The organism is Streptococcus parapneumoniae (assembly GCF_037076355.1).
GTDB classification, from domain to species: Bacteria; Bacillota; Bacilli; order Lactobacillales; family Streptococcaceae; genus Streptococcus; species Streptococcus parapneumoniae.
In genome coordinates this window covers 849,253-866,487 of record NZ_AP026968.1, presented here as the reverse complement: position 1 = coordinate 866,487, position 17,235 = coordinate 849,253, and the positions used below count along the sequence as shown (strand labels likewise).

At 43.2% G+C, this 17,235-nt stretch carries 19 protein-coding genes; 1 reads left to right on the top strand and 18 read right to left on the bottom strand.

Annotation, left to right across the window (positions count from 1 at the left end; translation table 11 throughout):
- Positions 1 to 12: 12 nt before the first annotated feature.
- From SP4011_RS04480 to budA, 7 genes are all read right to left on the bottom strand, one after another.
- Positions 13 to 1,083 carry an ABC transporter substrate-binding protein gene (locus tag SP4011_RS04480; RefSeq protein WP_338620074.1) on the bottom strand — a complete coding sequence of 357 codons (1,071 nt, stop codon included), beginning with the start codon at positions 1,081 to 1,083 and terminating at the stop codon, positions 13 to 15.
- Positions 1,080 to 1,853, bottom strand: coding sequence for an ABC transporter permease subunit (locus SP4011_RS04475; RefSeq protein ID WP_173253875.1), 774 nt, complete (start codon positions 1,851 to 1,853; stop codon positions 1,080 to 1,082). The genes SP4011_RS04480 and SP4011_RS04475 overlap by 4 nt, the downstream gene beginning before the upstream one ends.
- Positions 1,850 to 2,656, bottom strand: a complete 807-nt coding sequence (locus SP4011_RS04470) for an ABC transporter permease (RefSeq protein ID WP_000753801.1) — start codon at positions 2,654 to 2,656, stop codon at positions 1,850 to 1,852. Before SP4011_RS04470 ends, SP4011_RS04475 begins: the two co-directional genes overlap by 4 nt.
- Positions 2,637 to 3,794, bottom strand: a complete 1,158-nt coding sequence (locus tag SP4011_RS04465) for an ABC transporter ATP-binding protein (RefSeq protein WP_000742895.1) — start codon at positions 3,792 to 3,794, stop codon at positions 2,637 to 2,639. Before SP4011_RS04465 ends, SP4011_RS04470 begins: the two co-directional genes overlap by 20 nt.
- A 159-nt stretch (positions 3,795 to 3,953) precedes the next feature.
- Positions 3,954 to 4,859 (bottom strand): UDP-N-acetylmuramate dehydrogenase, encoded by a 906-nt coding sequence (murB, locus tag SP4011_RS04460; protein ID WP_000116176.1) that lies wholly within the window; start codon positions 4,857 to 4,859, stop codon positions 3,954 to 3,956.
- A 113-nt stretch (positions 4,860 to 4,972) separates the two neighbouring features.
- Positions 4,973 to 5,725 (bottom strand): YhfC family intramembrane metalloprotease, encoded by a 753-nt coding sequence (locus SP4011_RS04455; RefSeq protein WP_338620070.1) that lies wholly within the window; start codon positions 5,723 to 5,725, stop codon positions 4,973 to 4,975.
- A 9-nt stretch (positions 5,726 to 5,734) separates the two neighbouring features.
- Positions 5,735 to 6,466: an acetolactate decarboxylase gene (budA, locus tag SP4011_RS04450; RefSeq protein WP_338620068.1), complete on the bottom strand. Its 732-nt coding sequence runs from the start codon at positions 6,464 to 6,466 to the stop codon at positions 5,735 to 5,737.
- Positions 6,467 to 6,808: 342 nt separating this feature from the next.
- On the opposite strand from budA, the gene SP4011_RS04445 reads away from it, so the two are divergent.
- Positions 6,809 to 8,080 carry a PLP-dependent aminotransferase family protein gene (locus SP4011_RS04445; RefSeq protein ID WP_338620067.1) on the top strand — a complete coding sequence of 424 codons (1,272 nt, stop codon included), beginning with the start codon at positions 6,809 to 6,811 and terminating at the stop codon, positions 8,078 to 8,080.
- Between the two features lie 173 nt (positions 8,081 to 8,253).
- Here SP4011_RS04445 and SP4011_RS04440 read toward each other — a convergent pair whose 3' ends face one another.
- From SP4011_RS04440 to SP4011_RS04390, 11 genes are all read right to left on the bottom strand, one after another.
- Complete coding sequence (locus SP4011_RS04440) at positions 8,254 to 9,069, bottom strand: ABC transporter substrate-binding protein (protein ID WP_338620066.1); 816 nt, start codon at positions 9,067 to 9,069, stop codon at positions 8,254 to 8,256.
- 157 nt (positions 9,070 to 9,226) lie between these two features.
- Positions 9,227 to 9,880, bottom strand: coding sequence for a phosphate signaling complex protein PhoU (gene phoU / locus SP4011_RS04435; protein ID WP_000946458.1), 654 nt, complete (start codon positions 9,878 to 9,880; stop codon positions 9,227 to 9,229).
- A gap of 11 nt (positions 9,881 to 9,891) precedes the next feature.
- Positions 9,892 to 10,650: a phosphate ABC transporter ATP-binding protein PstB gene (gene pstB / locus SP4011_RS04430; protein WP_000133484.1), complete on the bottom strand. Its 759-nt coding sequence runs from the start codon at positions 10,648 to 10,650 to the stop codon at positions 9,892 to 9,894.
- 12 nt (positions 10,651 to 10,662) lie between these two features.
- Positions 10,663 to 11,466, bottom strand: coding sequence for a phosphate ABC transporter ATP-binding protein PstB (gene pstB / locus SP4011_RS04425; protein WP_020900241.1), 804 nt, complete (start codon positions 11,464 to 11,466; stop codon positions 10,663 to 10,665).
- A 10-nt stretch (positions 11,467 to 11,476) separates the two neighbouring features.
- Positions 11,477 to 12,361 (bottom strand): phosphate ABC transporter permease PstA, encoded by an 885-nt coding sequence (pstA, locus tag SP4011_RS04420; protein ID WP_000543046.1) that lies wholly within the window; start codon positions 12,359 to 12,361, stop codon positions 11,477 to 11,479.
- Positions 12,351 to 13,268, bottom strand: coding sequence for a phosphate ABC transporter permease subunit PstC (gene pstC / locus SP4011_RS04415; RefSeq protein ID WP_101782155.1), 918 nt, complete (start codon positions 13,266 to 13,268; stop codon positions 12,351 to 12,353). Before pstC ends, pstA begins: the two co-directional genes overlap by 11 nt.
- Positions 13,268 to 14,146 carry a phosphate ABC transporter substrate-binding protein PstS family protein gene (locus tag SP4011_RS04410; RefSeq protein WP_338620065.1) on the bottom strand — a complete coding sequence of 293 codons (879 nt, stop codon included), beginning with the start codon at positions 14,144 to 14,146 and terminating at the stop codon, positions 13,268 to 13,270. Before SP4011_RS04410 ends, pstC begins: the two co-directional genes overlap by 1 nt.
- A 220-nt stretch (positions 14,147 to 14,366) precedes the next feature.
- Positions 14,367 to 15,671, bottom strand: coding sequence for an RsmF rRNA methyltransferase first C-terminal domain-containing protein (locus tag SP4011_RS04405; RefSeq protein ID WP_338620064.1), 1,305 nt, complete (start codon positions 15,669 to 15,671; stop codon positions 14,367 to 14,369).
- Positions 15,672 to 16,445, bottom strand: coding sequence for an inositol monophosphatase family protein (locus SP4011_RS04400; RefSeq protein ID WP_338620062.1), 774 nt, complete (start codon positions 16,443 to 16,445; stop codon positions 15,672 to 15,674). It abuts the gene before it with no gap.
- Positions 16,435 to 16,713 carry a UPF0223 family protein gene (locus SP4011_RS04395; protein WP_023936063.1) on the bottom strand — a complete coding sequence of 93 codons (279 nt, stop codon included), beginning with the start codon at positions 16,711 to 16,713 and terminating at the stop codon, positions 16,435 to 16,437. The genes SP4011_RS04400 and SP4011_RS04395 overlap by 11 nt, the downstream gene beginning before the upstream one ends.
- Complete coding sequence (locus SP4011_RS04390; protein ID WP_000631259.1) at positions 16,713 to 17,114, bottom strand: Spx/MgsR family RNA polymerase-binding regulatory protein; 402 nt, start codon at positions 17,112 to 17,114, stop codon at positions 16,713 to 16,715. Before SP4011_RS04390 ends, SP4011_RS04395 begins: the two co-directional genes overlap by 1 nt.
- Positions 17,115 to 17,235 lie beyond the last annotated feature (121 nt).

The window sequence follows — 17,235 nt, the reverse complement described above, 5'->3', positions numbered from 1 at the left end:
TGACTGCTAACTCTACTTCCGATACATTTTAAACTGTAGGAAGAGGTCGCTATATTTGCCTGTCCATTTATGATCAAATTTTTCATAAACTTCTAGGTGTTTCATGGTTTCAGTATCTGGATAGAAGGCTTTATCTTCTTTTTTCTCCTCTGGGAGCAATTCCTTAGCTGGTAGGTTTGGTGTTGAATAGCCAACATACTCCGCATTTTTGAGAGCATTTTCAGGTTTCAACATAAAGTTAATAAAGGCATAGGCTGCATCTTGGTTTTTGACTGTTTTTGGTATAACCATATTGTCAAACCAAAGGTTGCTGGCCTCGGTCGGAACCACATAGCGTAGATTTTCATTTTTCTCCAGCATTTGGCTAGCTTCACCAGAGAAGGTCACGCCGATAGCAGCGTTATTCTGAATCATGTAGCCCTTCATCTCGTCCGCCACAATAGCCTTGATATTGGGAGTCAGCTTGTAGAGCTTGTCCACTGTTTCTTCCAACTGCTGGCTATCCTTGGAGTTGAGGCTGTAGCCAAGGGAATTGAGCCCAAGTCCCAGCACCTCACGCGCCCCATCAAAGAGCATGATGGAGTTCTTATACTCTGGCTTCCAGAGATCATCCCAATGCTCAGGCGCTTCCTCTACCATGGTTTCATTGTAGACAATTCCCAGTGTTCCCCAGAAATAAGGAATGGAGAATTTATTGCCTAGGTCAAAGGACTGGTTGAGGAACTCTGGTCCGATATTTTCAAGACCTTCAAGTTTTGAATAATCAAGCGGCACCAAGAGATCTTCGTCCTTCATCTTGTTAATCATGTATTCACTTGGGATGGCAATATCGTAGGTCGTTCCACCCTGCTTGATCTTAGTATACATGGCTTCGTTGGAGTCAAAGGTCTCATACTGGACTTGGATTCCTGTTTCTTCTGTAAACTGAGTCAAGAGTTCAGGATCGATATAGTCACCCCAGTTGTAGATAACCAATTTTTGACTATCTCGGCTATTGATTTTACTGTCTAAATGCGTCGCAATTCCCCATAAGACAAGGATAATCGCTAAAATTCCTGCTAAAAATGAATAGAGTTTTTTCATGCTTGCTCCTCCTTCTCACGTGAGATAAAGTAATATCCAACCACTAGGATAATACTAAAGAGAAAGACAAGGGCAGACAGGGCATTGATTTCTAGCGAAATCCCCTTACGGGCACGAGAGTAAATCTCGACTGATAGGGTTGAAAAGCCATTTCCCGTCACAAAGAAGGTCACAGCAAAGTCATCTAGCGAATAGGTGAAAGCCATGAAATAACCTGCAATGATAGACGGAGTCAGGTAAGGAAGCATGATTTCCTTGAACATCTGAAATTGACTGGCACCAAGGTCATAGGCCGCATGAATCATGTCACCGTTCATTTCCTTGAGACGAGGCAAGACCATCAAGACCACGATAGGGATGGAAAAGGCCACGTGACTAGATAGAACAGTCAAAAAGCCAAGTGAAAACTTGAGTTGAGTAAAAAGAATCAAGAAGCTGGCACCAATCATAACATCAGGAGCAACCATGAGGATATTATTGAGTGACAGAAAGGCTTCTTGGTATTTCTTACGAGACTGGTAGATGTAAATGGCACCAAAAGTCCCAATAACAGTCGCAATCAAGGCTGATAGGAAGGCCAAGAAAAATGTCTGAGTCACAATCAGCATAAGGCGACCATCACCAAACATGGTTTTAAAATGGCTCAAGCTAAAGCCTGTAAAGCTGTTCATGTCATTTCCTGCATTAAAGGCATAGCCAATCAGGTAAAAGATAGGCAGGTAGAGGACAAGAAAGACCAGTCCTAGATATAGATTGGCAAATTTTTTCATCGTTCTCTCCTTTCCTTGGTCACCCACATGGTGATGAACATGGTCAAGATGAGAATTACACCGATGGTTGAACCCATACCGTAGTTGTCATTGGTTAGGAAATTCTGTTCAATAGCCGTTCCCAGCGTAATAACGCGATTCCCACCAATCAAACGTGTTAGCATGAAGAGACTCAAGCTGGGAATAAAGACCGACTGAACTCCACTTCGCACACCGTTCATCGATAGAGGGAAGATGACATGGCGGAAGGTCTCCCACTTGGTCGCACCTAGGTCATAGCTGGCATTGATGAGATTGTTGTCCATATCGTCCAAGACATTGAAAATCGGCAAAATCATAAAGGGAAGCTCGATGTAGCTTGCGACAAAGATAAAGGAGAAATCGGTAAAGAGCAACTGTTGTGAGCCGATTCCGATAAATTCCAAGAATTGGTTAATAGAGCCATTCTGACCAAAAATTCCGATAAAGGCATAGGCTTTAAGGAGCAAATTGATCCAGGTTGGCAGAATAATCAGCATGAGCCAGAGTTGACGGTGCTTGAGACGGGTCAAAAAGAGGGCTGTTGGATAGCTGATAAGGAGGGTCACAAAGGTCACAATTCCTGCATAGAGTACAGAGTTGAAACTCATTTTGAGATAAGTCAAGTTTTGTGACGCAAAGTATGACTTATAATTTTCTAAACTGAACTGGCCTTCAATGTTGAAAAAGGATTGACCGAAAATCAAGACCAAGGGTGCCAACACAAAGAGGGCAATCCAAAGCATGTAGGGCACTACAAAGAGTTTAGAGCTTGTTTTCTTCATCTCTTTCCTCCTCGATCGCGTTAATCAGACCTGCTTCTTGCTCTTCGATTTCCACGTACTCCTCGATACGAGCATCGAACTCTTCTTCAGTTTCGTTGAGACGCATGATGTGAATATCTTCTGGTTCAAAGTCCAGACCGATTTCCTCACCCACGATGGCCTTACGAGTTGAGTGGATCATCCATTCATTTCCAAGTTCGTCATAGGCGATAATTTCATAGTGCACCCCACGGAAGAGCTGGGTATCCACCTTAACTTGGAGCTTGCCTTCTTCAGGAAGGGTAATCCGCAAGTCCTCTGGACGAATGACAACCTCAACAGGTTCATTTGGCTTCATCCCCCCATCAACCGCTTCAAAGCGTTTGCCGTTAAACTCAACCAAGTAGTCCTCAATCATGGTTCCTGGCAAGATATTTGACTCACCGATAAAGGTGGCAACAAAATGGTTAATCGGCTCATCGTAGATATCCACAGGTGTTCCAGACTGGACAATCTCGCCATCATTCATAACAAAAATCCAGTCACTCATGGCCAGCGCTTCTTCCTGATCGTGAGTGACAAAGACAAAGGTAATGCCCAATCGTTGTTGTAGTTCACGCAGTTCGTACTGCATATCTGTTCTTAATTTCAAGTCCAGCGCTGACAAAGGCTCGTCCAACAAAACCACACGAGGTTGGTTGATGATGGCACGGGCAATAGCCACACGCTGACGTTGTCCTCCAGAAAGTTTACGGATAGAACGTTTTTCGTAACCTTCCAACTGAACCATCTTAAGAACTTCCGCTACGCGTTTCTCGATTTCTTTCTTGTCAATCTTGCGCAAGCGGAGCGGAAAGGCAACATTTTCAAACACATTCATATGTGGAAACAAGGCATAGGATTGGAAGACCGTATGGACGTCTCGCTTGTTGGTTGGGATGTCATTGATGCGGACACCATCCAGCAAAATATCTCCTGTCGTCGCATCCAGTAAACCTGCAATGATGTTAAGGATAGTTGATTTCCCTGAACCAGACGCGCCTAGAAGGGTGTAGAATTTCCCTTCTTCCAACTCAAAGTTAATGTCTTTGAGAACCTTGGTGTTGCTGTCTTCAAAAACTTTAGAGACGTTTTTGAATTCGATAATTGGTTTTTTCAATTGTCATTTATTCCTTCTTTTTCATAGATTAACAGATCAGGGCTCTGTCAGGCCACTACTACCTCGTGTAGGAGATTGAACTGCCTACATTCTTCTGCACTGACGATAGGCTTTCACCCCCTTTCCATGACATAGCAGCAGCTTTTCAGCTACAACTTCCTACTTGCTTTCACCCAAGATACGAACTTCTCTCTCAAGAGTAACGCCAGAGTGTTCCTTGACTTTTTCAATCACAGACTCAATCAAGTCCTCGTAGTCTTTAGCCGTTCCATCTGCAACATTGATCATAAATCCTGCGTGCTTTTCTGACACTTCTACGCCACCGATACGATAGCCTTTCAAGCCAGCCTCAGAAATTAACTGACCTGCAAAATGCCCGACTGGACGCTTAAAGACCGAACCACAAGATGGATATTCTAAAGGTTGCTTGAGTTCGCGTAGGTGCGTCAAACGGTCCATTTCCTGCTTGATAACCTGATGGGTTCCTGGAGCAAGGGCAAATTTAGCTGACAAGACAACTGCACCAGACTCTTGAATGGCTGAGTGGCGGTAACCAAAAGCCAAATCTTTGGCAGACAGGGTTTCGATTTCTCCATCCTTGGTCAAGACCTTACAAGACTGCAAGATGTGGGCAATCTCGCCACCATAGGCACCCGCATTCATAAAGACAGCACCACCGACACTTCCAGGAATGCCACAAGCAAACTCAAAACCAGTCAAGCTATGACGAAGGGCAATGCGAGTTGTTTCAATCAAGTTAGCCCCAGCTTCTGCTTCAATGGTATAGCCATCAACGGAAACATTATTGAGCTTGTCACACAAGATGACAAATCCACGAATCCCACCATCACGAACGATGATGTTGCTGGCATTCCCAAGAACCATCCAAGGGATATTTTCTTGATTGGCAAATTTAACAACGCGAGCCAACTCAAAACGATTTCGTGGAAAGACCAAATAATCGGCCTCTCCACCTACTTTGGTATAACTATAGCTATGCAAGGGTTCCTTGAAACGGATATCAATCCCTTCTAAGATTTCAAGCATTTTTTCTCTTACAGACATGTCACTCTTCCTTTTACAAAATTCATTCCATTATACCATTTTTAGAGACATTTGACGACCATAAAAAAATCTCGTTTGGTTTTTGCATAAGAAAAAGAGGTTTCCCCCTTTTCTTATGATTTTTTGCAAAAGATTGCCTTTGTTCCATAGGCAACCAGAACAAGTTCAAGTGCTAGGACAACTTCCACCAAGACTGGATTGGTCAGCCAGCCAACTTGGACTAGAGATGGTGCTAAGTCAAAGAAGGCATGTAGGCCATAGGCTGCTAGGAGATAAATCCATTTCTTCTGGCGAACAGCTTGGTAAACCCAAACAGTCAAGAGTAATTGGAAACCTAGCGCCAAGATTCGCTCAAAACCAAGCAAATAAATCTGCCAGACTGATAGCGACTGAATAGTTTTCAACATATTTTCAGACAGCAATTGCATGACCTGTGGATTCTGCGTTTGAACCGCCGAAAGCACGAAATAGAGATTGAGCAAACTGGTGATGCCGAGGAAAATCAATTCCAAGCCACCATGCCCCAGTCCATAAGCCAAGGCATCTGCCTTTTCCAAACTTCTCTTTTTCTCCAACCATTTGAAGAAAACAAGACGAGCAGTTTCCTCAAAAAATGCTGCCATGGCTAGGCCATAGATGATATAGACAAGCGGTTGTTCTTGCAAGAGGGCAATACTACCGTCTCTTTGAGGATGCAAAACTAAGATATGCACCAGTTTTTCCAAAATCTGTGAAGAGACAAAGAAGGCAACAGCACCCAAGCCCAAAACAGCTAGATTAATCTGGTATTTCTTTTTGGCATACCAAATGCTCCCTATCAAGAAAGCCAGCAACAGCACCATGGTAATGATAATATGAATGGTCATTTTCTTCTCCTATTCCGCCTTTTCAATATCTTTTTTCATCTCGTCAACATTGAACTTAGCAAACAAGTATTGACGGTCTTGGACTGGGAAACGTTGGTCCAACTGGTCAACCGCTCCCACCTCGATAATGCCTTCCTTGATGACAAAGTCCATGACATGCCCACCAAAAGTCAAATCATCTGTGATGAAGTGCAGATGATAGCCTGCCACACTGACTCCATGGAAAATCTCTGGCGTCCAGAAACCAACGATGGTCCCCGCCACATTGTCACGACTATATTCCGGTTGATGGGTTGCGACCTCAGCAAACTTGGTATCTGGTGTTGACTTAGGAATCATGCGCACATGCATATGTGAAAATTCCCCCCGAATCTTGATAGAGCGGAAAAGATTTTCCCCGTCATAATAAGACTCGATTCGTTCTTCCAATTCCTTGTCTGTCATCTCAAAGCGCTGGCGGAAAATAACTTCTGCCTGATGTGGTACTACTGCTGCATAAGGAATAAGGGCATCTGGTGATACTTCCACAATTTCTGGCTGATCTCCTGATCCTTTGGCCTGATAAGCCTTGCCATCCAAGACAATCAATTCCCCATCAATAGAGTCCAAGGTTCCCAAACCAAGGTCACCATGCTCTAGCAATTCTCCCACTGTCATGGTACCACCATAAAGGCCAGCCATCAAGGCTCCAAGGGTATTGTATTGAAATAATTTTACTGGTTCCTGCACGTTCTTAACCATTCTCTTTCTTATCTGTTATACTCAATGAAAATCAAAAAGCAAACTAGGAAGCGAGCCGCAGGTTGCTCAAAGCACTGCTTTGAGGTTGTAGATAGATAAGACTGACGAAGTCAGCTCAAAACACTGTTTTGAGGTTGTGGATAGAACTGACGAAGTCAGTAACCATATCTACGGCAAGGCGAAGCTGACGTGGTTTGAAGAGATTTTCGAAGAGTATTATTCTATAAATGTTACTCCTAAGTATACCACATTTGGCCTTAGATGTGAACGAGAGAAACACTCTAGACATTGCCAAGAAGGAAAAAAAAGGGTACAATGTAACAAAATCAAGGGAGGTCTGGAATGAAGAAACAAAGCAAGTACCAAGAGATCGTTTCCTATCTGAAAAATAGTATCGAGTCTGGACGCTTTCCGACGGGAAGCCGCCTGCCTTCTATCCGTCAACTGAGCCTTGACTTTCACTGTAGCAAGGACACTATTCAACGCGCCCTACTGGAATTACGGCACGAACAATACCTCTATGCCAAGCCCCAGAGTGGCTACTATGTCTTAGAACAAGGGCAACACCAGGACCTAGAAATTGAGGTTACAGACGAACATGCCAGCGCCTATGACGATTTCCGACTCTGTGTTAATGAAACCTTGATTGGCCGAGAAAACTACCTCTTCAACTACTATGACAACCAAGAAGGTTTAGAAGACCTAAGACAGTCCATTCACAAACTCCTCTTTGACCAAGCCCTCTACTGCAAGGCTGACCAACTGGTACTGACTTCTGGGACCCAACAAGCCCTTTTTATCCTCTCTCAAATTTCCTTTCCTAGCCAAGCCAAGGAAATCTTGGTGGAACAGCCGACCTACCATCGAATGAATCGCCTCTTGATTGCTCAGGGCTTGGACTATCAAACGATTGAACGAGGCATTGATGGGATTGACTTGAAGGGGCTGGAGCGACACTTCAAGACAGGAAAAATTAAGTTTTTCTACACCATTCCTCGATTTCACTATCCTCTAGGCCATTCCTATTCTGAGCAGGACAAACGAACTATTCTTGACTTAGCTGCCAAGTATGGTGTCTATATCGTAGAGGACGATTATCTGGGGGATTTGGATTCCAAGAAGGGCCAGACCTTCCACTATCTGGATACAGAGGAGCGGGTCATTTATATCAAGTCCTTCTCAACCAGCCTCTTTCCAGCCCTGCGGATAACAGCACTCATTCTGCCAAATGCTATCAAAGAAGCCTTTGTGGCCTATAAAAATATCCTAGATTACGACAGCAACCTCATCATGCAAAAGGCCCTGTCACTCTATATTGACAGTCAATTGTTTGAGAAAAATCGTTTGACTCGCTTGTCCAATCAGGAAGCTTACCAGAAACAAATCGAGGAAAGACTAGCTTACAGCCCTTGTCCTCTTCCTCACTTTTCTCTTCACGATGGTTTATTACTAGATCTGCGACAGTATCCTAAAATTGCCAGTCTCAAACACAGCCAACTGGGCTTGGACTTCTTTGAGAAGGCTTACTTGGATGCCTGCCCTTATCAATTTGCCAAGGTGTCCTTAGACAATCTGGAAAAGGTTTTAAACTATTTAAAAGCAGAATTGGACTGACTTCCAACTCTGCTTTTTTCTTATTCTCTTCGAAAATCTCTTCAAACCACGTCAGCGTCGCCTTACCGTAGATATATGTAACTGACTTCGTCAGTCTTATCTACAACCTCAAAGCAGTGCTTTGAGCAACCTGCGGCTAGCTTCCTAGTTTGCTCTTTGATTTTCATTGAGTATTATTCTTCAACTTCTGTTAAGGTTGCTGCTTTTTCAAGATATTTTTGGTAGGTACCGTCATCCTTGAGTTTTTGGATGACCTTGTCCACCACTTCTTTCAAATCAGTACTATTTTTTCTAAGGGCAACTGCATTGGCTTCGCCGTCCTTCATCTTCAAGCTAACAGTTGCGACAGCTAGGTCAGCATTTTTAGCAGCGTAGCTAAGGGCAACTGGCTCATCCATGTGAACAGCATCTACTTTTCCAGCCTGCAATTCATTGACTGCTTCACCCATATTGGTTAGGGAAGTTAATTGAGCTTTTGGCAATTGTTCCTTGACCATTGATTCAGGAACAGTCCCTTTTTGGGCCGCAATATTAGCACTTTCAAGGCTAGTTAAATCCTTGTATTTTTCTACATCAGTCTTACGAACCAAGAAACTAATCTTGTTTTCATAGTAAGGGATTGAAAAATCAAAGACTTCTTTTCTCTCATCAGTAGCGCTAATTCCTGCAACTGCTAGGTCAGCCTTGCCAGTTTGAAGACTGGTCAAAACATTGTCAAAACTCATGCTTGAGATTTCCAACTTAACCCCAAGTTCATCAGCGATAGCTTGGGCCATATCAATATCCGCACCAACTACCTGGTTTTTTCCGTCAACTAAGGATTGGAATTCAAAAGGTGCATAGTCAGGACTAGTCGCCACAACTAATTTCCCCTTTTGCTTAATGGCTTCAACAGCTGACTGAGAACCATTCGAACCTGACTGGCAAGCTACTAAGAAGAAACTTGCAAGAAAACTACATAAAACAAATATCCATTTTTTTGATTTCATAAATAAACAACCTCTCTGTTAATTTTGTATAATTATAACGCTATCCAAGTTACTTGTCAAGTGTTTTTTGAATTTTTATCTTAAAAATATTTTTTTCATTCAAGAAAAGGAGCTATCAGTTGATTTCAAGCTCCTTTTTATACAGAATGAATCTATTTTATAGTTCGACAATCTTACCTGTTTCAAAGTAAACAACCCATTCACAGATATTCTTGGCATAGTCTCCAATACGTTCCAAGAAGGCAATCACTTGGAAATAATCACGACCTGTAACAATGGCATCAGGATTTTTCTTGATTTCTTCTGTAGCCAAGTCACGAATGCTATCAAAGTAATGGTTGATTTTTTCGTCCATGGCTGCTACTTCATAGGCCTGATCAACTGAACCATTCAGGTAGAGTTCAAGAGCTGCTTCAACGAAATTCTTGACATCGCGACCCATTCTCTTGATTTCTTCTTCAACAGCTGGGATGCGTTGCTCACCCTTCATACGAATTGCCGCCTTGGCAATGGAAACGGCATGGTCACCCATACGTTCCAAGTCAGATACGGCTTTTAAGACTGTTAGAACAGTACGCAAATCTTGAGAAACTGGTTGTTGCAGGGCAATCATTTCAAATGATTTTTTCTCCAATTTCACTTCGTATTCGTTTACTTCTGCATCGTCTTCGATAACTTCCTTGGCCAAATCACGGTCATGCGTAACAAAGGCACGCACTGTACGATTGATTTGGGATAGCACTTCTTGTCCCATAGCGTAGAACTGGTTGTGCAATTTCTCCAAATCTTCTTCAAATTGAGAACGTAACATCATTTATCTCCTTATCCAAATTTTCCTGAAATATAATCTTCTGTTTCCTTGTGTTGTGGGTTGAGGAACATCTTCTTGGTATCGTTAAACTCGATCAAATCTCCATCTAGGAAAAATCCTGTCTTGTCAGAGATACGAGAGGCTTGTTGCATGGAACGCGTAACCAAGAGCATGGTGTATTTATCTTTTAGGCCATACAAGGTTTCCTCAATCTTACCAGCAGAGATAGGGTCCAAGGCTGAAGTCGGTTCATCCAAGAGAATGATTTTAGGACTGGTTGCCAAGACACGGGCAACACAGACACGTTGTTGTTGTCCACCTGAAAGGCCAATAGCTGAATCATGTAGGCGATCCTTGACCTCATCCCAGATAGAAGCTCGTTGTAGGGCTTTTTCTACCGCTTCATCCAGAACCTGCTTATCCTTCACCCCATTGATACGAAGCCCGTAAACAACATTTTCGTAGATAGACATGGGGAAAGGATTTGGTTGTTGGAAAACCATACCAATCTCCTTACGTAATTCAACTGTATCTGTACGTGGGCTGTAAATGTTGTGGCCGTTGTAAACCACCGAACCAGTTGTGGTTACCTCTGGATTGAGATCCCCCATACGGTTGATAGCCTTGAGGAGGGTTGACTTCCCTGATCCAGATGGACCGATCAAGGCTGTAATTTCCTTAGGTTGGAAAGATAGGGAAACACTATTCAAGGCCTTTTTTTGATTGTAGTAAACGGACAGGTCTGATACCTGTAAAATCGCTTCTGTCATACTGTTTCCTTTCTATCCAAAGTGTCCTGTTACATAGTCATTGGTTGACTGTAGTTTCGCATTTTGGAAAATATTAGAGGTCTTATCGTACTCGATCAAGTCACCCAAGTAGAAAAATCCTGTGTAATCACTAGCACGCGCAGCCTGCTGCATACTGTGGGTCACGATGATGATGGTAAAGTCCTTCTTCAATTCCAACATGGTTTCTTCAAGTTGAGCAGTCGCAATTGGATCCAAGGCTGACGCTGGCTCATCCATCAAGAGGATATCTGGTTTGACCGAAATAGCACGAGCGATACAGAGACGTTGCTGCTGACCACCTGATAGGGTCAAGGCTGACTTGTGCAAATCATCTTTGACCTGGTCCCAAAGGGCAGCTTGACGGAGAGAAGTTTCTACAATTTCATCCAAGACTTGCTTGTCCTTAACCCCTGCACGTTCATGGGCAAAAGTGATATTGCGGTAGATAGATTTGGCAAAGGGATTTGGTCGTTGAAAGACCATTCCGATGTGCTTACGCATCTCATAAACGTTAATTTCTGGACGGTTAACATCAATTCCTTGGTAGAGGATTTGACCTGTGACCTTGGCAATATCAATGGTATCATTCATACGGTTGAGACTGCGAAGGTAGGTTGATTTCCCTGAACCAGAAGGGCCAATTAAAGCTGTAATTTTATTTTTTTCAAATTGCATATCGATGCCCTTGATAGATTCTTTTTTACCGTAGTAAACATGTAAATCCTTAGTAGAGAGGGCCACTTTCTCTTCAGGAAAGGTGATGATATGCTTTTCATCCCAATTATATTTTGACATGGCTTCTCCTTTAGGCAGCGGTTAATTTCTTATGTAGGTAGCTTCCGAGTTTGCGAGCTCCAAAGTTAAAGATGAGGATAAAGATGAGGAGTACGGCGGCAGAACCTGCTGATACGATAGTTCCATCAGGAATAGTACCTTCACTATTGACTTTCCAAATATGGACAGCCAAGGTTTCTGCTTGACGGAAGATAGAGATTGGGCTAGTCACACTGAGAATATTCCAGTTAGACCAGTCAAGGGCTGGAGCGGATTGTCCTGCTGTATAGATAAGAGCCGCAGCCTCACCAAAGATACGACCAGAGGCTAAGACAACCCCCGTCACAATACCTGGTAGGGCTTCTGGAATGACCACATGAACCACTGTCTCCCAACGGGAAATCCCAAGGGCTAAACCAGCCTCACGTTGCGTATGGTGAACGTGTTTTAAGCTGTCCTCAACATTACGAGTCATCTGAGGCAAGTTAAAGACTGTCAAGGCCAAGGCACCTGAAATGATTGAAAATCCATACTCAAACTGAACTACAAAGATCAAGTAACCAAAGAGACCCACAACCACTGATGGGAGTGAAGATAAGATTTCAATACAGGTTCTGACAAAGTTGGTCACAGGACCTTTTTTGGCGTATTCAGCTAGGAAAATCCCAGCTCCCATAGACAAAGGCACAGAGATAATCAAGGTAATGACCAGAAGGAAGAAGGAATTATAGAGCTGAATTCCAATCCCTCCGCCTGCTTGGTAAGAAGAGGATTTACCAGTCAAGAAAGACCAAGAGATGTGGGGCAAACCACGAACCAAGATATAAAGAATCAAGGATGCCAAGATGGCAACGATAATTCCTGCAATCGAGTAGAGGACAGCTGTTGCAATTTTATCTAATTTCTTAGCGTGCATAGTTTTTCTTTCCTCTTTCTTTCGTAATCAATTTAATCACACTGTTGAAGGCCAAACTCATCAAAAGTAAGACTAAGGCCAGTGACCAAAGTACGTTATTATCAACTGTACCCATGACGGTATTTCCGATACCCATGGTCAACACAGAGGTCAAGGTCGCAGCAGGTGTTGTTAGTGAAGTTGGTACAACAGCTGAGTTTCCGACCACCATCTGAATGGCCAAGGCCTCACCAAAGGCACGCGCCATCCCAAAGACCACTGCAGTGAAAATCCCTGAACGCGCCGCCTTCAAGGTCACACGCCAAATGGTTTGCCAACGAGTGGCCCCCATAGCCAAACTAGCTTCGCGGTAGTGACGAGGCACCGCACGCAAACTATCGGTTGTCATAAAGGTTACCGTTGGTAAAATCATGACAAAGAGAACGAAAATCCCTGACAAGATCCCAAAACCAGTTCCACCAAAGACACTGCGGACAAAGGGAACTACGATCTGCAAACCGATAAATCCATACACGACTGAAGGAATCCCGACAAGCAATTCAATAGCTGGTTGCAAGATTCTGGCACCTTTTGGTGAAACCTCGGTCATAAAGACTGCCGCACCAATGGCAAAAGGAGTTGCGATAAGGGCTGATAGGATTGTGACAATAAAGGAACCCAAAATCATGGGAAGGGCACCAAATTGTTTACCTGAAGGATTCCAAGTTTGGCCAAATAGGAAATCAAAGATATTGACCCCATTTACAAAGAAGGTCGACAAACCTTTTTGGGCTACGAAAATCAAAATCATGGCCACAATGATAACAATCAAAGACAGACAGGCAAAGGTCAAGCCTTTTCCAAGTTTCTCTAAACGAGAGTTCTTTGAGGGAGAAAGTAATTTTTTAGCTAATTCTTCTTGATTCATTATTGACTCCCTTCTAGTGCTGTCACCGTTCCTACAGCATCTTTTTCAACCTTCATTTCCTTGACAGAAATATAGCCCATTCCCTTAACGATTCCGCTTTGCGCTTCATCTGAGAGGACAAAGTTAAGGAATTCTGCCACCAATTCATTTGGTTGACCTAGGGTATACATGTGTTCGTAAGACCACAAGGGCCAGTTATTGCTTGTAACATTTTCTGCAATCGGCTCATAGCCATTCAACTTCATACGTTTAACTGAGTCATCCACATAGGCAAAGGCTAGGTAAGAAATGGCTCCTGGTGTCTGGGAAACAATGTTTTTGACCATCCCATTTGAATCTTGTTCTTGACTCTGCACGGCAGATTGACCATCCATGATCACACTATCAAAGGTTGCACGCGAACCAGAACTTGCCGCGCGGTTGATAATGGAAATGGCTAGGTCTTTCCCACCGACCTCTTTCCAGTTGGTCACTTGACCTGTGAAGATGTTACGGAGTTGTTCAGTTGTCAGATTTTCAACATCAACCTCCTTGTTTACAATGACTGCCAAGCCAGCTACGGCTACCTTATGGTCCACTAGAGCGGATGCGTTGATACCGTCTTTTTCCTCGGCAAATACGTCTGAATTTCCTACATCAACGGCTCCAGACTGAACCTGAGACAGACCTGTACCAGATCCTCCACCTTGGACGTTGACTGTTTTTCCAACGTGCATAGAGCCAAATTCATCTGCTGCTGCTTCGACCAAGGGCTGAAGAGCCGTTGAGCCAACAGCTGTCATGGATTCTCCACGATCAATCCAGCTAGCACATCCCGCCAAAGAACCTGCTAGCAAAAGAGCCGCAAGGGATAGAGCGAGTTTTTTCCTTTTTTTCACTGTTTTTCTCCTTGAAAATAATGGTGAATGCTGTGAATTTTTTCAACTATTTATTTATGTTTTTCTTTTGATAATTGGGAGCCAACTAAAGTTGCTAGCTTGATTTTACTAGTAATTTGCTCAGTTGCCTTCTCCGCCAATTTTGACTGAAAATGAAAGATAATTTGAAAAAAATCCATACTTCCACTATAACATAGACAAGCTACTTTGACTAGCATTTTCACTTAAATCTGAGGCCTTTTGGAAAATAATTTTTCAAAACATTTCCAGTCACCTTAGCAAAGCCCAACCCATTTCCTTGAACTAAAACTTGGTACCAACCATTTGGCAGACTTTCTGCCAGCTGAACAGTTTCTCCAGCCACATACTTTACAAACGCTTCTTGGTCAATTTCAACTGACTGCTTGACCTGACTCGGTTTCAAGGCTAGTCCAAGAGCGAAACTGGGCTCAAAGCGTTTCTTCTTAAAAGTTCCCAGATGCAGTCCATTGCGTGCAATCTTGAGTTTCCCTAAATCTGGCAAAAGTTCTGGCAGGAGATAGAGTTGGTCCCCAAAAGTCTGCAAGGTACCCGGTAGATTGACCTTCAAGTGGTTTTGAGCAAATTCCTGCCACAAAGCAAGCTGTTCACGGCTGAGATTGCTCTTACTTGCCTTACATTTTGGTACTGGATTTTCACCTTTAAATTGTAGATGAGCTACAAACTGACCCTCTCCCTTAAACTGATGAGGGTACATCCGAGCCGTTTCTGGCAGGTCAATACCAGCTACCATTCCATTGATATGATCAACTGGTAACAAGTCAAAATCATACTCTTCCAGCAACCACTTGACAATCTCTTCGTTTTCCTCAGGTGCCCAGGTACAGGTTGAATAAACCAAACGACCACCTTCAGCTAGCATGGTTACTGCATCTTCCAGAATTTCTCTTTGTAAGCTAGCACATTGACTTGGATAATCTAAGCTCCAATAGTCCATAGCATCTGGCTGCTTACGGAACATTCCTTCACCCGAGCAAGGGGCATCTAGGACAATGAGGTCAAAATAGCCCTTAAAGACCTTGGCCAAACGGTCAGCAGATTCATTGGTCACCACAACATTTGTCGCTCCAAAGCGCTCCATGTTTTCTACTAAAATCTTAGCCCGTTTGCTTGAAATTTCATTGGAGACGAGAAGACCCTCTCCTGCTAGATAGGCTGCCAGCTGAGTTGATTTTCCACCAGGTGCAGCAGCCAAATCCAAGACTTTCATACCAGGACTGGGCTGGGCTACCTGAGCAACCATCTGAGCAGCAGGTTCTTGCGAATATACTAAACCAGTAGCATGCTCAGGCGATTTCCCTGAAACCTTCCCATAATGTCCCCAAGGAGTTTGAGGAATGGCATCAGGAAAGGAAACTGGCGCTTCTTTTAAAGGATTAACCCGAAAGGCCGAAACCGCTTCCTCCTCAAAAGAGGCAAGAAAATCTCTTGCCTCATCTCCTAGTATCTCTTCATATTTTTCAACAAATCCTTCTGGAAATTGCATTTAAGTTCTTTTCCTTTCGTAAATATAGGACTGGATTTCCTCCTGCATCTCAAGAGGTAGCATCATGACCGGTTGTCTGGTTTGAAAATCAGGAGCTTCACCAAAAAGGGTTACAACCCGATAGCCCAGACTTTCCCCTAAAATACTAGCCGCAGCATAATCCCATGGTTGCAGATAAGTGACATAGGTCAACAAACGCCCTGACAAAATTTTGGCAAAACTGATGGCCGCACTCCCATAGACACGTACACCGAGGGCCTCACGACTCAAATCAGCCAGCCCCCATTCGTTGGTTTCCAGCATGCCACTATTTCCCGCAATGAGAAAATCTCCAAGTGGTTTTGCTTTAAAGGGAGCTAGGGGCTTATCATTTCGGCAAACCGGAAACTTACCACCACCGTGATAACAATCCCCTTTGACCACATCATAAATCAGACCAAACTGTCCCTGACCATTTTCAAAATAAGCCATCATAACAGCAAAATCTTCCTGCTGGGCGACAAAATTATTGGTACCATCAATGGGATCAATGATCCAAACCTTGCCCTCTTGAACCGAAGCTCGCAGACACCCTTCTTCAGCACAAATCTTATCCTCAGGATAACGGGATAAAATCTCACCAACCAAGAGTTCCTGAACTTCCTTGTCCAGTCTGGTCACCAAGTCTGTCGGAGAGGACTTGGTCTCAACACGCAAGTCTTCCTGCATGTGGTCAAGGATGTACTGACCCGCTTTCTTAATTAGCTCTTTAGCAAATTCAAATTTACTTTCCAAGAGAAATCTTTCCTTCCCCTTTTTCCTTAGCCGCCTGAACTGCTCGGTAAAGCGAATAGCCACTGACTGTTTCAAATTCTCGTCCCAAACGTTTTTCTTCACTCTTGCTTGGCACAACCGCCTTGAATCGCTTATAGGAGTCCAGTAACTTTTTAGCCTCTACCTTGCCTTCATAGGCAGCTTCAACATCATTAAAAAAAGAAAGCACTGAAGCAAGTTCTTCAGTGCTCCACGACAAATCTAGTGGGTAACTATACTGTTTGTTCATTAACTAATACCAGCTCTCATTCTTGCTTCTTTTAGTTCTTGCTTACGGTAACTACGAGGGAGAAAAGCACGAATCTCATCTTCATTAAAACCGATCTGCATACGTTTGGCATCGATAATAATTGGACGACGCAAAAGACTAGGGTACTGCTCAATCAAATGAAGCAATTCCGATACCGAAATACTCTCTACATCAATATTCAATTTTTGAAAAATTTTTGAACGAGTTGAAATGATGTCATCAGTACCATTTTCGGTCAAGGAAAGGATGTGTTGCAATTCTTTTCTTGTTAAAGGACTGGTCATAATATTGTGTTCCACAAAGGGAACCTTATGTTTTTCTAACCAGGCCTTAGCCTTACGACATGATGTACAGCTCGGTGATAGAAATAGTGTAATCATGCTTTTCTCTTCTTATCTATACTTTGCTACTTCTATTATACAAAAAAATAAAGCGCTTGACTAGAGATTTTTAGAAAAAAAGCCTATTTTTTCAAGAAAAATAGACTGTTTGCGAACGATT

Bases quoted from the DNA above. Each gene is read 5' to 3' on its own strand.
- SP4011_RS04405 (WP_338620064.1), bottom strand. From the start codon at position 15,671: ATGCAATTTCCAGAAGGATTTGTTGAAAAATATGAAGAGATACTAGGA.
- pstB (WP_000133484.1), bottom strand. From the start codon at position 10,650: ATGACAGAAGCGATTTTACAGGTATCAGACCTGTCCGTTTACTACAAT.
- pstA (WP_000543046.1), bottom strand. From the start codon at position 12,361: ATGCACGCTAAGAAATTAGATAAAATTGCAACAGCTGTCCTCTACTCG.
- SP4011_RS04480 (WP_338620074.1), bottom strand. From the start codon at position 1,083: ATGAAAAAACTCTATTCATTTTTAGCAGGAATTTTAGCGATTATCCTT.
- phoU (WP_000946458.1), bottom strand. From the start codon at position 9,880: ATGTTACGTTCTCAATTTGAAGAAGATTTGGAGAAATTGCACAACCAG.
- pstC (WP_101782155.1), bottom strand. From the start codon at position 13,268: ATGAATCAAGAAGAATTAGCTAAAAAATTACTTTCTCCCTCAAAGAAC.
- SP4011_RS04395 (WP_023936063.1), bottom strand. From the start codon at position 16,713: ATGAACAAACAGTATAGTTACCCACTAGATTTGTCGTGGAGCACTGAA.
- pstB (WP_020900241.1), bottom strand. From the start codon at position 11,466: ATGTCAAAATATAATTGGGATGAAAAGCATATCATCACCTTTCCTGAA.
- SP4011_RS04470 (WP_000753801.1), bottom strand. From the start codon at position 2,656: ATGAAGAAAACAAGCTCTAAACTCTTTGTAGTGCCCTACATGCTTTGG.
- murB (WP_000116176.1), bottom strand. From the start codon at position 4,859: ATGTCTGTAAGAGAAAAAATGCTTGAAATCTTAGAAGGGATTGATATC.
- SP4011_RS04390 (WP_000631259.1), bottom strand. From the start codon at position 17,114: ATGATTACACTATTTCTATCACCGAGCTGTACATCATGTCGTAAGGCT.
- SP4011_RS04475 (WP_173253875.1), bottom strand. From the start codon at position 1,853: ATGAAAAAATTTGCCAATCTATATCTAGGACTGGTCTTTCTTGTCCTC.
- SP4011_RS04455 (WP_338620070.1), bottom strand. From the start codon at position 5,725: ATGACCATTCATATTATCATTACCATGGTGCTGTTGCTGGCTTTCTTG.
- SP4011_RS04445 (WP_338620067.1), top strand. From the start codon at position 6,809: ATGAAGAAACAAAGCAAGTACCAAGAGATCGTTTCCTATCTGAAAAAT.
- budA (WP_338620068.1), bottom strand. From the start codon at position 6,466: ATGGTTAAGAACGTGCAGGAACCAGTAAAATTATTTCAATACAATACC.
- SP4011_RS04440 (WP_338620066.1), bottom strand. From the start codon at position 9,069: ATGAAATCAAAAAAATGGATATTTGTTTTATGTAGTTTTCTTGCAAGT.